Origin of the sequence: Bifidobacterium miconisargentati, from assembly GCF_019331675.1 — a bacterium.
Classification (GTDB): domain Bacteria; phylum Actinomycetota; class Actinomycetes; order Actinomycetales; family Bifidobacteriaceae; genus Bifidobacterium; species Bifidobacterium miconisargentati.
This window is the reverse complement of record NZ_JAHBBJ010000002.1, coordinates 284,220-299,591: the sequence shown is the minus strand read 5'-3', so window position 1 is coordinate 299,591 and position 15,372 is coordinate 284,220. Positions and strand designations below refer to the sequence as shown.

Here is a 15,372-nt window from a genome sequence, read left to right as displayed (position 1 = left end):
GCACGCTCCTGTGGCTCACGCGCACCCCGAACTCGCGCACGAGGCACATGCGCACCTGCCGGTGCCCGCACCCGTTGGGCGTGCGACGGAAGATCTCGGCGACCATCGGCTCGATGTCCGGCCGGGTGACGGCGGGCGGATGCGACAGGTCGTAGTAGTACGTGCTGCGCGCCAGACCCGCGACGACGAGCAGGTGCGCGAGCCCGTGCCCGAGCCCCGCCAACGTCGAGACGATCACCGACCGCTCCCGGTTGGTGACTTCGACGCCAGCAGGGCGCGGGCTTTTTCCAGGTACGCGACCTTCGCCCGCAGGTACGCGATCTCCTCCTCGAGGAGCTGCTCGCGCGTAGGGGCCGGTTTCGGTTTGGATTTCGCGCCCTTCGGCCTGCCCCTGGGCTTCGGGCGCAGCGCGTCCGGACCTCCCGTACGGTACGCGCGGCACCAGTTCTCCAGCGTGGTCACACCGGCGATCCCGTACCTCGCCATGACCTCGGCCTTCGTCAGGCCATGCTCGACGCGGTCGCGCGCCGCCGAAAGCCTGGTCTCGTAGTCGTAGACCCTCCTGCCGCGTTCTCCCATGAGCGCCGCCTCCCCGCCGGTCCGGTACAACAACACCCATTTTTCCGCGGTCTGCCGCGGCATGCAAACCCGTCCGGCCAGGGCAACGCTCCCGGCACCCCGGCGGATCAACCCCACCGCGTTCCTTCTGAACCCGTCGTCGTAACGACGCCTGCGATCCCCAGACATGAGAAACCGCACCTCCGATCACCGAACCAGAATTACTCCAATCCAACAATCAGGGTGCGGTTCATTCGAACGAGTGCTCCCCTCAGTCGTCTACGACGACAGCTCCCCTCAGTGAGGGGAGCCAAAAACAAGACGTCTTCTACTCCAGCGGAGGCATGGGCTTCCAGTTGGGATCGTGCAACAGCTTGCGCGAATCCCACCAACCCTTGGCGATCTTGACCAGACCGGTGCACAGGTGCTCGCGGTCCACCATCACCAGACGAATGACCTCCTTGACGGCCGTAAGCCAGGTGCCCAGCGCAAACAGCACCGGACGGAAGTCGCCGTACGTCATGAAGTAGCGGGCCATGTAACCGCGGTTGCGCATGATGTGGTAGCGGTTCATGTCGGACGTGGAATTGAGCTGACGCACGCCGGCGATGTCCCAGTTGCCGATTTCGCGCGTGCGGCGCAGGATTACGTCCGGCACCACGATCGGATTGGTGACCTTGCTGGCACGGTAGCCGTACATCGTGTCATCCCAGTAGATGAAGAAGCGCGGGTCGGGCAGGCCGATCTCCTTGACCACGCGGCGGTTGAACAGGCCGCCCTCGAAGCACAGCGTGTCCATCACGCGGTAGCCGGCCGGGCCGAACGCGGCCGGTGCGATGGGGTTCGGAATGCCCAGCGGCACGATGAAATCGTACTGCCAGTAGAACGGACCGCCGTCGTAATCGAAGCGGGAACCCTGAATCACCTCATGGCGGGGCGTCCATTTGGCGAGCTTGGCGATGGCGTCCGGCAGCACGGCCACATCGTCGTCCATGACCCAGAACCAGGCCGCACCGAGTTCGTACGCCTTCTTGACGCCGGCGGAGAAGCCGCCCGCACCACCCAGGTTCTCGGTCTGCGGCGCGTAGACCACACGCTCCTCGTTGCCGGACTGGTCGGCCACGGTGGTGCCCCACTGGCCGGTCACCTTGCCGGCGAACTCGGCCACCATGCCGGCGGTTTCTTCGGAGTGCTCGTTGTCCACGATGATGATGCGCCACGGTGCCTGTTCGAGCGCCAGAATCGAATCGAACAGCACGCTCAGCAGCTGCTGACGCTTGTAGGTGGTGACGATCAGGGCGAGTTTCTCGATGGTCTTGTTGCGGTTCTTCACTTCAGCCATGGTCTCCATTGTTGCACTTGACCGGCACAAACCAAACTGCCCGCCCGGCCAATCGGCCGGAACGGGCGGGGCGATTCCGTTGTTCGGTTATTCGGCGGGCGAAGTCGGGATTGATGACTCCTGTCCGGCATTCTTGCTCCGGTCGCGGCGCAGGTCGTGGATGATCACGGCGGCCACGGTGCAGGCGATGGCCACGAACGCGACCGCGCTGATGGCGGCGCCGGTGTCGGCGGGGATTTCGGTTCCGCCGGGCGTGGTGCCTGGGTTGGGGGTCGGCGTGGGATTCGGCTCGGGGTTGTCCGGATTGTCCGGATTCGGGTTATCCGGATTGCCTGGATTGTCGGGGTTTGGATTGTCGGGGTTGTCCGGATTGGGATTGGGGTTCGGATCGGGCGTATCGTCGCCGCTGAATTTGGGCTCCGAGGTGACGTTGAACTCCCCCGTGCCGTCGTCCGCGACACCCGGCACCGCGACGAGGAACGGATCGCAGGTATACGCCTTGTTGGCGCTGGCGACCGCCGTGCGCGCGGCGAGATACAGTCCCGTCGGCAGATTGGCGAACTTCAGCTGACCGGCGGCGTTGGTCTTGCCGGAATGCTCGTACAAATCGTGTTTGCTGGCGTATTCGGCGAGTTCCTTGGCGGCCGTGTTGTATTCGGAGGCGCTGAGGCTCCTCCACTCACGGTCGAAGGCGGCGAAGGCCTTCAGCGTGTGGAACGCGGTCGGCTTGCCGTTCTTGTCGAGGTCCGCGGAGGCCACGCGCACGATGGAGTACGTGTCTCCGGCCAGCGGAACGGGCTTGTCCGTGTCCCGGTTCCAGATGGCGCTGATGGTCAGCGTGCCGGTGCGCGAGTCCACCGCGTAGGCACGCGGCGTTGCGGCAAAGGATGACGCGGCGAGGCCCACAAGCGTCAGAGTCACGGTGAGCATGGCGACGAACAACGCAGAGAACGGCTTCGGCGAGCGCGAAGACATCCGGCCCATCCGGATTGCGCCCGCACAGGTTATCGTATGGTCCGGCGACGGCACCGAATGGTATGCCGACCGCGGCACCGGCCGTTGCACAATCGAACGCGCCGGCTGCCGCCGTGATGCCGAACACGGCATGGTATGCCGTTCGGTGTTACGCATGTCTGCCATGTCTGGCCGGTCCTTTCCGACTCGTTGTGTCGTAGTCGATGTTGTGGTCGTTGGTGATTTGCGGGTTGTCTGTCGTCGGTGGAGGCGAGGATTCCCGCGATGCGTCGTCCAGGAGCGCCACAAGGTCTTCCGTGGCGGAGGGTGCGGCGGCAGCACCGTCGCTCTCGCCATCGTTCGCGGGAGCGGATGCGGGCGCAGCGTTGGGGCCGCCTATCACGCGGGCGACGATCTCATCCACGCCTTCCGCGTGGCGGCGCTTCTCGTCGCGCCAACGCCAGATGCGCCAACCAGCCAGCAACAGAATCAGACCGAGCGACGGCAGCACGTACTGCAGCGGGATATCCACATGGAAGGTGGGCTCTGCGTCCTTCTCCTGTTCGGGCGTGTAGGGGATGCGATGCGCGCGCACGAGCAGTCGGTGCGTGTTGACCGCGTACGGCGTGCAGGTGATGAGCGTGACCAGGTCCTTGCCCTGTTCGATGGCGAGTTCCTTGGTGTCGGTCGGGAGCACCACGGTGATCTTGTCGACCTGGTAGGCGTAGGTGTCCTTCAAGATCTTGATGTAGAACCTGTCGCCCTTCTTCATGAGGTTCAGGTCCGTGAACAATTTGGCCGTGGGCAGTCCGCGATGGCCGGACAACGCCGCGTGCGTGGATTCGCCGCCCACCGGCAGCGAGGTCTGTTCGAGATGCCCGATGCCCACCTGCAGCACCTTCTCGCTGGTGCCGTGGTAGATGGGCATGGTCTCCTTGAGGCGCGGAATGGTGATGTATCCCATCATGCCGTCGCCATTCAGGTTCAGCAGCTTGTTATATGCCTCGTCCGTGGATTCCGTATTGACGGCACCGGTCAGCGCGTCCGTGGAGCCGGAGTTATTAGAGGACAGATGCTCATTGTAGGCATGTGCGGCGGCCAGCATCTGCTGATACTGCTCATCAGAGATGTCTTTCATGGCGGAGTCATAGTTGGTGACCGCACGTGAGGAGTTTTTCATGACAAGGAAGTTGCTGATCGTCGGGTAGAATAGCACGAGCAATCCGATAAGAATCACCAGAACCGGTACGAATTTGCGTAAGCGCTGCACCTTACAGCACCTCCCTTCTTATATAAACGATTGATTAATGCATTGCCGTGCCACGCATTTTGTTTTGCAATGGCACAGCAATGCTGAGGTTATAGGCGAGAAGCATTCACAGACAATCGCCGTGTTGTTCCCGCCCACAGCCAGCTAGTCACATCATGACTGGGTTCATATGATCAGGCGCGCTTGCCGGACTTGCGGTTGGACTTCACGTACCAAACAGCGCCCAGAGCCATAATCAGCACACCAAACACGGTGAACAGCGCAGTGCCAATGCTACCGGTGGACGGCAGCTCAAGACCCTGCTTGTTTTCGACGGTAATGGTGGTGGAGGTATTGTTCGAGTCGTAGGTTTCACTAGACTTGGTAACACCCCAATCGGTCAGTTTGCCATCCGGGCCATAGTTAGCATGGATGACCACCTCAATCGGAGCGGAGAGCTTGTTATAGCCCGTAGGAGCCTTGGTCTCCACGACCTTGTAAGTGCCCTCCTTCAGGCCGGTGAAGTTCAGAACACCATTATCATTGGTCTTAACATCTTCAGCCTTGGCAACATCCGAATCCGCATCGTCGTTGGTCTTCGGTCGGAAGGTATTCGAAGTAGTATCGGACTGTACAAGTGTAATCTTGTTGCCCTCGCTATCCTGCAGTTCGAACTGAGCACCGCCAAGCTTCTTGGTCTTATTATCAGCATCAACCTTATCGATACCAAAGTTGAAGTCGTAGGTGTAGGTCTTGTCTTCCTTGGAATCTCCAGTGGTATTCTGGCTCGGATCGTTGCTGTACACCACCTTGGCGGTGTTGTCATTACCATTTGTGCCCACGACCGCATTCTTGTTCAGAGTTGCTGAGTATTCAACCGTGATTGTTTTACCAGCATCATTCAGGTGATTGTCACGGAAGTTGGTCATATTAACCTCCAGAGAGGTAGTTCCAGCGGTCGCATCCTTGGTGAATGTAGCAGTGTAGCCTTCAGTAAGAACCTGATCACCAATCTTGACGATGGCAGTGAACGTGCCAGCAGTTTCGTTGGTGTTATTCAGCGTAAGGCCCTTGGACAAGGTATCGGTGAACTTGAAGGTGTAACCGTTGGTGTATTCAGTCATGTCCGGCACAGTGGAAGTAAGCTTGAATTCCACGGTGTCGCCAATCTGAGCGCTGTTGTGGTTGGAGTCTCCAGTACCGTTCTTGACGGTCTTCTGAACGGTCGGATACGTAGTCTTCAGCTTCTGCTCTACCGGAGTATTATTCTTCACGTTGAGCAGGATGGCATCCGTTCCACGCTTGTTAGGCGTGTTACCAGTCATAGAATCATCAGTGGAACCACCCTGCGGACTGACCACATAGTAGCCGTACGGCAGATTCTCAATCGTGGCAACATACCTGTTGCCGTCCTCCGCAGCAGTCGCCGTGTGCTTGAGCGAAGCAGCAATCAGAGTCGAATCATTCGTCTTCGCCCAGTCGGAAGCCTTCTTGGCGAAGGTAACTACGGCAGTATCCTTCAGACCAGAAACGTAGTCATATGCCTTCTGCTTGACATTGGCATCAGAAACTTCCCCGAGGTTAAATTCCGTAGCCTTGTCCTTGAAGAACGCATCCCAGCTATCAATCAACGCATAGCCGCCGTTGGTGGCAGTACCGTTATCCACGGCTTCCTTGTCATACGTGAACATCTGGTAGGCGGTAACGGTCTTACCGTTGAATTCGGGGCTGGCGTTGTAGACCTTGATAACGCCATCAGATGCATTGGCTGCATTGGCAGTGGTGGCGCCGAGGCCGGCGAAGCCGAGCATCGTGGCCGCGGCGATTACACCAGCCGCCAGCTTCTTGGTCAGTGAGTTCATCACTGTGTTCCTTTCCTTCTTTGGGTCTTTCCGCTCGAAACGGACGAAAAGATGTGGCATTGTCATGGCCTGATGCCGATGAGGGCATCAGACAAATCTTGTTCTTGCTTTTCAGTCAACGGTCAACGACCGCTCACCGTTCATCAGGCGAGGTGCCGTCCTCTCGACCGCACGCGCGAACGCCGTCCATCGACCACTGTCCATGCGGCACCAAGGCCGAACACCAGCACCGCGGCGAGCATGATCGAAGCGATACCGTTGCCACCGGTTTCCGGTAGCGGCGAGTAGTTCGTCACGGTGGCCACGTACTTGCCGTCCGCGTACTGGCCGTAATCCACGCTGACCGAGTATCCGGCTTGTGCCGGTGTCTTGGTCGCGCCTTCGCCGGTGTCGAAGGTCATGCTGATCTCCTTGACGGTGTAGGTGTAGTAGCGCACCACATCCTCGCCGTCGGCGCCAGAGCCCTTGTCCACGAAGGCGACCGGCAGGCCGGTGACCTTCGTGCGCCATGTATCGCTCCACAGGGAACCGTTCTCCTTAGCGGACATGGTCACCGTGAACGGGTTGTCCCGCTCTTCGGTGGTGCAGTCGTCCTTGAAGCATTCGAGCTTCTTCACGGCCTGCTGCTCGCCGTTGGCGTCCGTGTACGTGGCGGTCACTTCAAGGGTGATGGAGTCCGGACGTTCCAGCTGACCGTTGCGCCACACCTTCTGCAGGGTGAGGTCAACCGTCTGGCAGCCGTTCTCGCCGCAGGGATCCTGACCGTCGTCCGGCTCGGGCGTCAGGCCGCCGTTGTTGTCCGCAACGGCCGTATCCAGCATGAGTACCGCCTTCGCGGCGGACACGTACACGCCAAGCGACTTGGCTTCGTTCTTCACGCCTGGAGCGAACTCTCCGGTGTTCGAGCCGGACGGGTTGTTGGACATGACCGCGCCTTCGTAGTCCGAGAACTGCTTGATGGCTGGATCCTTGTCGCCACTCTTGGCGAGATGCGCCACGATGTAGCGGTTGAGCGTCAGCTTGTGCGTACCTGTCATGTCGACGCCGTGCTCCGCGTAGGTCTCGTTGTCTAGGTGCGAGCCGTATGTGAACTGTTCATGGTTCTTCTTGGTCAGCACATACGACCAGCTGGACGGCACGTCGCGGTAGATGCGGTACGTGTTGCCGTTGCCTTCGATGCCGTACACGGTGTTGAACGAGTAGACGGACTTGAGGTTCGTCTTGCCGGTGAAGGGGCCGACGAGGCCGCTCGTGCCGCGGATGGTGTCCGCGTAGGTCATGGTGTTCTTCTCCAGCAGACCCTCGTCGTTCACGGCGGCGAATCCGCCGGCGTATCCGGTCTTGACGCCTTCCACGCCGTCGGAGTCCTGCGTCGCGCCACCGCCGAACACGTCGTAGCCGTCGGCGATGCCCTCGACTGAGGAGGAGGCGATCTTCGTGCGGTTGGCCTTGATGAGCTGCGCATGCACGTTGTCGACGGAGCCGCTGTTCACGCCCTTCTTCGAGCAGCCGACGGTGACCGACGAGTCGCCGATGAAGATCTCGGCGGTATCGTCCGTGTCGTCGGCCTCGGTGCCGTGCTTGTCGAGCGCGACGCCGATCTTGAGCCCAAGCAGGTTCACGTACAGGGCGTTGCCGTCGGTGAACAGTTCGAGGTCGAGATACTTGGTGAGCGCGCCGAAATGCGCTTCCTTGTAGTCGTCGAGCTTATTGCCGATGTTCTCGATCTTGTCGATATAGAGGATGTCAAGCAGCGGGTTGATGAGGTACTTGATGAGCATGTTCACCACAGCGGAGTTCACGCCCGCATCGACGAGATACGCCTTGGTGGTCTGGCCGACGAAGCCGCCGGCGAGCTCGCCGCTTGATACCTTCTTGAAGTTCGTCACCGTGCTGTTGGAAATGCGCGACAGATCCGCGTATCCGGCGAAGCCGGCGGCGATCTCCTCGCCCTTACGGTTCTTGGAATCGGTGAGCGACTCGTTCTGCCCGTAATCCTTGCCGTTATGCGTGGCGGCGACGGTGAATCCGGCGGGGATGCCGGACACGGCGGAATCCTCCACATGTGCGCCCCAGATGTCGAGCACACCGGCGGTGAGATCGACAAGGTAGTCCTTGGCCACACCGATGTTGTCGGCGTCCACGGTGCCGGCCTTGCCGAGGTGGCCGATGAAGCCACCCGTGTAGTTGAGGCCGGTGACGCTGTTGAGGTTCGTGACCGAAGACTTCTTGACCGAGCCGTTGATAAGACCGCCACCAAAACCGCCGGCGGAGCCGGTGAAGCGCGTGGAGTCGAGCGTGCCCTGCGTGGTGGAGTCATGCGCCTTGACCTGGATACCGTCGGCGACACCGTCCACGCGACCGTCGTAGATGAACGTGCGGAACGCATCGAGCACACTGATGTTGCCGGCCTTGATGAGCTTGAGCACGAGGTTGGTGCTCTGATCGGCCGCGGCCTCACCGCCCGCCACGGAGGCGACGGAGGAGATGTCCGCAAGGCCGAAGAAGCCACCCGCGTACTGGCCGCCTTCCACACCGCGCAGGCCGGTCACCGTGACGGCGGCAGGATCGTTCGCGGTATCCACGGAGGTGCCGGTGCCCTTGGCGGATTTCTTGTCGCCAAGAATGGATGCCTGCAGGGAGCCGGCGAAACCGCCCGCGTTGAGCGCATACTTCGTTTCGTCGCCGTCCTGGTAGGAGCCTTCCACGGTGTAGCCCCATTCGCTGTTGTCCGGAGTGACATGCGCACCGCGGATGGTCACGACGGTCGCGTCAAGCACGCTGACCAGCTTGCCCGGCGTGAGCACCTGGTCGGTGATCTTGTGCAGGAATCCACCGATGCCGTCGGTGTTCACGTCCGCCACGGCGCCGGAGGTGGCGATGCCGATGTAGCCTCCCACGTTGTTGGTGCCGGACACTTTGCGCAGGTTGGAGACGTTGGCTCCCGCGGCCTGATGAGCGGTCGTGCCGGAGGCGAGTTCGTTGCCGTCAGCGTCACGGTCGCCCCAGATCTGACCACCCACGGCCATGCCGACATAACCGCCGGCGTTGCCGATGCCCTTCGTGACACCGATGCCGGTGGCCTGGACCTTCATGCCCTTGCGGTAGCCGAGCACGGACGAGGACTTGACGACGGGCACGAACACCTGCGCGAGGCCGAGCAGCTGGCCGAGGTTCACGTTGGCCAGGCTCTCGCCGAACAGGCTGTTCTTGCCGAACAGTTCAACGGAGCCGAAGGAAGCGGCAGTGCCGGATTCCATCGTGCCCGCGTAACCGCCGGCCGCGCGCAGGGCGGACACCCGCTTCACATCCCACGACTGGCCGTCGGTGATGGTGCCGGTGCGCATGAGACCCACGTAACCGCCGGCGACGCCGGAGTCCATGGTGGCCGTCTTCTCGCCGTCGTACTCGCCACGACCGGCGACCACGTTGAAACCGAAGACGTATTTCTCAAGGAACTTATCGAGCGATTCCTGATCCTTGACATCCTTTGCACCGCCGGCCGTGACGACATCGGTGAATTCCTTGCCGTACGCGCCGTACTTGCCGACGTTGTCATGCCACGTCTCCCACTGGGAGTACGCCATGTTGCGCAGCGGACCGGTGACCTTGGTGTGTTCCTCGGTCGGGTAGACGGCGGTCAGCACGTTGGCGAGGTTGCCGACCGTGATGACGCCGAACAGCAGGGACAGAGAGCCGCCCTTCGCGGTGCTGGCCGATTCCATGAGACCGTTGTATCCGCCTGCGATCTCCTGGCCGTACACGCTGCGGATGCGTGCCGCATAGGCCACTCGCTGGGTGCCGTTGTACTTGCCGTCGGTGTTTTCGGACTTCCATACCTTGGTGTTGTTGCCCCAGATGTGGCCGCCGCTGTTGTGGCCCACGTAGCCGCCGGCCATGCCGCGACGAGTTTTCGTGCCGGAAGAGGCCTGGGCGCGTACCGCGCCGCCGCAGATGGCCGCGTCGGTGGACGAGTTGCGGATGGTGGGCACGAAGTCCTGTGCAAGGGACAGGAGGTTGTCGATGTCGGCGATCTTCTTGAGCACGTTGCCGCTGCCCATCACATGCGCCACGTCGCCCGGCTCCATGGTGCCCACATAGCCGCCGGCCGAAACCTGGCCGATGATGTAGACGAATTCGTGGGAATTGGAATCCTGGATGTGGCCGCCCATGATGTGTCCGGCGAAGCCGCCGGCCATGCCGAGCGGATCGTCCTCGCCGTCACCGTCCTTGTGGTCGGCGGCGCTGGCGAGCACCGAGTATCCGCCGATGCCGCCCTTCACGTCGGAGTGTTCGATGGTGGAGACCACCACGTTGAGCACGCTGAGCATGTCGGTGATGGAGATCTGTTCGCCGAGCAGGCTGATGCCATCGCCCACGGAAGCTGCGGAGCCGATGTCCATCATGCCGATGTAGCCACCCGCGTACCGTGCGCCGGTGACCGCATAGGAGCTGTCGCCGCTCAGATACGTGCTATCGATGGATTTGGTGGTTTCAAGGTTCGACGGGGCCTTGACGTCGGTGTGACGCAGCTGCGTCACGTTGGAGTGGGACACCTGCACGCCGGAGCCGTAGCCGATGTAACCGCCGGCCGCGCCGGACTGGGAATCGCCCGAGTCGATTCGGGTGGCGATCACGGTGAAGCCGTAATCCTTGGATCCGCTGGTTTTATCGTCGGTCGTCTTATCGGTGGTGTCGCCGGACTTGTCCTTCTCGTCGTCGGTCGTCTCGGCAGTGGTTCCGTCGGACTCGTCGGACTTGCCATCAGTCTTCTCAGCGTTATCGTCAGTGGATTTGCCGGACTCTTCAGTCTCGTTGCCTGTCTCCTCAGCAGCGGTATCGTCAGCCGACTCGTCGGTTGCATCACCAGTCGTCTCAGCCTTAGCGTCATCGGACTTATCGGTGTCGTTGTTGGCCGTCTCCACGGTGGTATCGTCCGAATGCACGCTCGCATAGGAGATATAGGGGACGTAGCCCTGCACGAGGCTGACGAGCTGGCTGAGCTTCACCGTGCCGAGTTTGCCGAGCAGGCTGATGCCGCCCTTGCCCGCGGAGGCGAGTGCGCCGGATTCGACCTTGCCACCAAAACCGCCCGCGTAGGCGCCACCGGTGACGTGATCGATGTTGACGACGGCCGCGTAGCTGTCCGAGGTAACGAGAGTCTGCACGTCGGCGAGCGTCGCATCCTTGGCGATATCGGCGTCGCTGATCTGGTTGACCTTGCCCGACTGGAAGTCGCCGGCGAAGCCGCCGGCCGCGTCGCCTTCCACATAGCCGCCGTCGACGTACGTCACCGTGGTGTCGAGATAGTTCGGAATCAGGTACGGCACCGCGCCGAGCAGGTCGTCGATGGACAGGAGGCTGCCGGTGAACGGGTTCTTGAGCAGTTCCGTGTCGTCGGCGTCGCTGACCGCCTCGGCCAGGCCGCCGGTGGTGGAGTAGCCGACGAAACCGCCGGCGAGGCCATCATCCATCGTGGCGTCCGCCGTGACGGACTTGAGGTTCGTCACATGGCTTTCACGGGTATTGGTGCTGTTCGCCTGACCATAGAAACCGCCGGCCGTGTAATCGCCGGTTCCGCCATCCTTGTTGTTGCCGGAGGCCTCGACCGTGAATCCGTTCTCGACGCCTTCGACGTTGGATTTGTTCACCGTGACCGCCGAGTATTCAGCCACGGACAGCAGACCGGAGATCTTCACGAGTCCGAGCAGGTTGACGCCCGAGGCGTCGGCGACGCTTCCCGGTCCGGTGAATCCGGCGTAACCGCCGGCCGCGCCCTTTGCTTTGACGGACGCAAGCTGGCTCAGCTGCACGTTCGTGAGATCGCCGCCGGTTCCACAGCCGATGACGCCGCCCGCGTAATGGTCTTCCGCGGTCACCGTCAGTCCGTTCGTCGTTCCTTCGAGTCCTTCGAGCGTGATGTTCGACGCCTCGAACGTCATGAACTGGTTCGTTTCGCCCAGGTGCTTGCCGATCGACGTGATGCCGAGCGTGTCGTTGAGCAGGGCGGCGACCGTTGCGGGCTGCAGGCTGCCGGCCACGCCGCCCGCGTAGGAACCGTTGGCCTTCACCGAGGACAGGCCGCTGATTGCGGTGGAACGCTGCTCGGGGAACGGACGCGCTCCGCTGTACTTCTGCTTCCACGGGGCGAACTTGCCGAGATGGTCGGAGGAGGAATCGCCGATGATGGTGCCATCGCCCTCGCCCACGATGCCTCCGGCGTAGTCGCCGGCCGAGCTGACATCCAATGCCGTCGCATTGATGTCCGTACCGAGGACGATGGACGGGTTCACTCCGGCCAGGCTGAGCAGGTCGCCGGAGGTGTCGGTATCCAGCCCGTTGTTCTGAAGCAGGTTGTTGACGAGGTTGACCAGGCTCTTGACCACGGTCTTGCTGGAATCGTCGGAACTGCCGAGGTCCATGGCCCAGCCGACGGATGCCTTGCCGACGAAGCCGCCGGCATACGATTCCGTGGTTTTCTCCACGGTAGTGGTGGTCTGCACTGCGATATTTCCACCGTGCAGGTCGTCGTTCACCGCATACGAGTTGGCGAGCGCACCGGCGAAACCGCCGGCGTAGGCGCCGGATTTCACGGTGAGGCCGCCGGTCGCTTCCACGGCGGATTCCTCGATGATGCTCTGCGGCTTGAGCAGCGAGAGCAGCGAGATGTCCAAGCTGTTGAGCAGGCCGCCGACGGCACCGTCACGGCTGACGCCGGCGAAGCCGCCCGCGTACAGGGCTGCCTGCACGGTGAATGCGTTGGCGCTGGTCACCTTGGACCGTTCGATGATGGCACCAGCCTGCTGCCCGACGAAGCCGCCGGCGAAGTCGGAGTCAGCGTTGCCGAGGGTCACGCCTTCCTTGAAGTTCGTGACCGTGGAGTTCGAGATGACGGGATTGTCGTAGGCGACGGGGATGAGGCTGTCCAGTCCAAGCGTGCCAGACAACAGCCAGTTGATCAGATCGCCTGCGCCAAGGTATGGAATGAGGTTGAGAATCTTGGTCAGCAGACCGGTCAAACCGCCAAGGGTACCGGAAAGCACCACATCATATTGGGTAGAGCCTTCCGTGTAGCCGACGAAGCCACCCGTCATGCTCTTGACGTTGGAGACGGAGACGTTCTCAACCTCGCATCTGCTGACATGCGAGTCTCCGTAGACACGTCCGGCAAATGCGCCGGTCGCGAAATTGGAGGGATTCTCCGCATGCAGCGTCAGCAGTTTCTGCAAATTGAGATTTAAAGGACCAAGCAGTGTGTCAAGGAGGAAACCAAGGCCTTCAGTGATGATACCCAGCAAAGAGGAATTGTCCTTGGCTTTGGTGGATTCGTTCGAAACCGTGACATCGCTGAGCTTGAGGTTGGAGACCGTCACGCGCCCGGAGCCGGCCAATCGGCCCGCGGTGAGCGTGGTGCTTGGCGAAATCGACGCGAAGAATCCGACGCCCTGCTGGCTCTGCGTATCCAATTCGCCGGTCTGATGGACGACGACGTTGCTGATAACGGGCTTGGCGACGGTATCGTTGGCCACATCAAGACCATCAGCGGCGATCTGCTCGAAAAGATTGCCTTGGCTGTCACCGTCAACGGCGACGGCACCGACCATCGTGCCGGAGAACATGAGCGGCGACCACTTGGTATCAGCTGGCTTCGCGGCGTTCTTGGACAAATCGATGTCGCGGAAGATGATGTAGTTCGCGGTGGCGGAGTAGGTCTGACCGGTATCCGCGCTGGTCTTGGACGCCTCGACTTCGTTGCCCTGGTCGTCGAGCGTCACGTAGTGGTATTTACGGTCGCCAACGCTTGAGAACAGGCTACCGTCATTGTCGCTGTCAGCCTTCTTGTTGCGCAGCGTCGTATTGGCATCGAGATCGGCATCTCCGACATACGTCTGCGTCTTCACGTCGGGGATGTCCACCCAGCAGTCACGTTTATAGGTGATACCGAGGATGGTCTCCGTACAGGCGTCCTTCTGATATTCCTCGGTCTCGATCTTCCAGATAGGCTTGATGACCTTCTTGTCAGTACCAATCGCGCGCAGCTGTTGCTCGTTGCCGATGAGGATGTAGGTCTTGCCGTTGATGGTCTTGGTGACCTGGCCGGTGAAGTCGCGACCACCGAGGGCGGTGCTCACGGCGTGGGTCTGGGTATCAGAGGCGTCGCCGGAATCATCGGACTTATTGGACTCGTCGGAGCCGGAACCAGCACCGCTACCGGCGGAATCATCGGAATCCGTGGCCGAACCATCGGCAGCACCCGAGGAATCGTCCTTGCCTGCACCGGCATCAGCGCCGTCGCCGGAAGTCGCATCGTCCGTGCCGGTGCCATTGGTACCGGTCTCGCCGGTCGAATCCCCATTGTCACTGGACTGGTTGCCGTCCGTAGCAAACGCATCGCTGTTCTGCTGATTCAGAATCGTATTGGTCGAAAACGCCGGTTCGGACTCGTCAGAGAACGAATCAATCGGAGTGACGTTGTTCTTTGCGGCATCGGCGGTTCGGGTGCGCAGCGACTCCGCCGCGGAGACGATAGTGCCGTCGGTGACCACATTACCGTTGGAGATCACGGTCACGCCGGAATCGGATGCGATCGTGACACCGCCATTGTCCCGCGCATAGGTGCCAGGCACCGCGCAGGTCAATCCCAGCGAAGTCGAGACGACTCCCGCAACAATCTTGCAAACGATTGCATTCCGTTGCGGTACTGCGGGGAGAAAACGGTCCATAGCCTGCCAGGCTCTCTGGATCACACGCATCCTTCACCTCTCGTTATCACTGAGTCACCTCGGAGAAAAACAGCCCCGATTATTACCCCCCCCGACAGAAATCAACTTTGTTAAGTTAGACGGAGTGTTGGAATCTGTCTTATTTTTTGTCAACACCATACGTTACCCAGACATCGCCATGAATCCCAAAAACCAATAATCACAATGTTTTCAAAGCATTAAGTCATCACGCGAGCACTTCCAGTACCCATCGAAACCATATTGGACAAATATGGTCGACTTGCCCCACCATACCCCCGATTTTTCAGGCGCCCGCAGCGGCATCAACGGGGGCGCAACCTCCTCTTCCAACACATCCACATACCCGACCGCCGCCGCAATAAATCCACATGCCCGGTATTGCAAGTTATTTACATTAATGACCATACGGTAACTTTTCTCCACCCCTGTCATGCGCCGACCGCGAAATCGCGGCCCATCCATGAAACACCGCTTGCGCTGGTCCGGCGTATGGCGTATGAATAGGCCTGTCAGTTTCAGGGAAGGTGCAATTCCTTACTGGCGGTAACCCGCACCCCGGGATTCATAACGGGGCAGGCGGGAAGCCCGCGACCCGCGAAAGCGGCTGATCCGGTGGGATTCCGGAGCCAACGGTTACAGTCCGGATGGAAGAAACGAGGACTC

The 15,372-nt window shown here is 61.0% G+C and carries 6 protein-coding genes, 1 pseudogene and 1 riboswitch; all 7 genes and pseudogenes read right to left on the bottom strand.

The window, feature by feature from the left end; all coding sequences use genetic code 11:
- Positions 1–235: pseudogene (locus KIH81_RS12000) on the bottom strand (IS3 family transposase); the annotation flags it as partial.
- A complete protein-coding gene (locus KIH81_RS02380) occupies positions 235–747 on the bottom strand; it encodes a helix-turn-helix domain-containing protein (protein WP_236029165.1) in 513 nt (170 codons plus the stop codon). The gene KIH81_RS02380 and the pseudogene KIH81_RS12000, both read right to left, overlap by 1 nt.
- Before the next feature lie 139 nt (positions 748–886).
- Positions 887–1,900 carry a glycosyltransferase family 2 protein gene (locus tag KIH81_RS02375; protein WP_476695645.1) on the bottom strand — a complete coding sequence of 338 codons (1,014 nt, stop codon included), beginning with the start codon at positions 1,898–1,900 and terminating at the stop codon, positions 887–889.
- Between the two features lie 87 nt (positions 1,901–1,987).
- Positions 1,988–2,875 carry an isopeptide-forming domain-containing protein gene (locus tag KIH81_RS02370; protein ID WP_214303891.1) on the bottom strand — a complete coding sequence of 296 codons (888 nt, stop codon included), beginning with the start codon at positions 2,873–2,875 and terminating at the stop codon, positions 1,988–1,990.
- Positions 2,876–3,023: 148 nt separating this feature from the next.
- Positions 3,024–4,124, bottom strand: a complete 1,101-nt coding sequence (locus tag KIH81_RS02365; RefSeq protein ID WP_214303890.1) for a class C sortase — start codon at positions 4,122–4,124, stop codon at positions 3,024–3,026.
- A gap of 173 nt (positions 4,125–4,297) precedes the next feature.
- A complete protein-coding gene (locus KIH81_RS02360; RefSeq protein WP_214303889.1) occupies positions 4,298–5,965 on the bottom strand; it encodes a SpaH/EbpB family LPXTG-anchored major pilin in 1,668 nt (555 codons plus the stop codon).
- Positions 5,966–6,108: 143 nt separating this feature from the next.
- Positions 6,109–14,097, bottom strand: coding sequence for a cell surface protein (locus tag KIH81_RS02355; RefSeq protein WP_420829116.1), 7,989 nt, complete (start codon positions 14,095–14,097; stop codon positions 6,109–6,111).
- A gap of 1,119 nt (positions 14,098–15,216) precedes the next feature.
- A riboswitch (FMN riboswitch) is annotated at positions 15,217–15,369 on the top strand.
- Positions 15,370–15,372: the final 3 nt, after the last annotated feature.

Coding starts and splice junctions, on each gene's coding strand:
- KIH81_RS02370 (WP_214303891.1), bottom strand. CDS start 2,875: ATGTCTTCGCGCTCGCCGAAGCCGTTCTCTGCGTTGTTCGTCGCCATG.
- KIH81_RS02360 (WP_214303889.1), bottom strand. CDS start 5,965: ATGAACTCACTGACCAAGAAGCTGGCGGCTGGTGTAATCGCCGCGGCC.
- KIH81_RS02380 (WP_236029165.1), bottom strand. CDS start 747: ATGTCTGGGGATCGCAGGCGTCGTTACGACGACGGGTTCAGAAGGAAC.
- KIH81_RS02375 (WP_476695645.1), bottom strand. CDS start 1,900: ATGGCTGAAGTGAAGAACCGCAACAAGACCATCGAGAAACTCGCCCTG.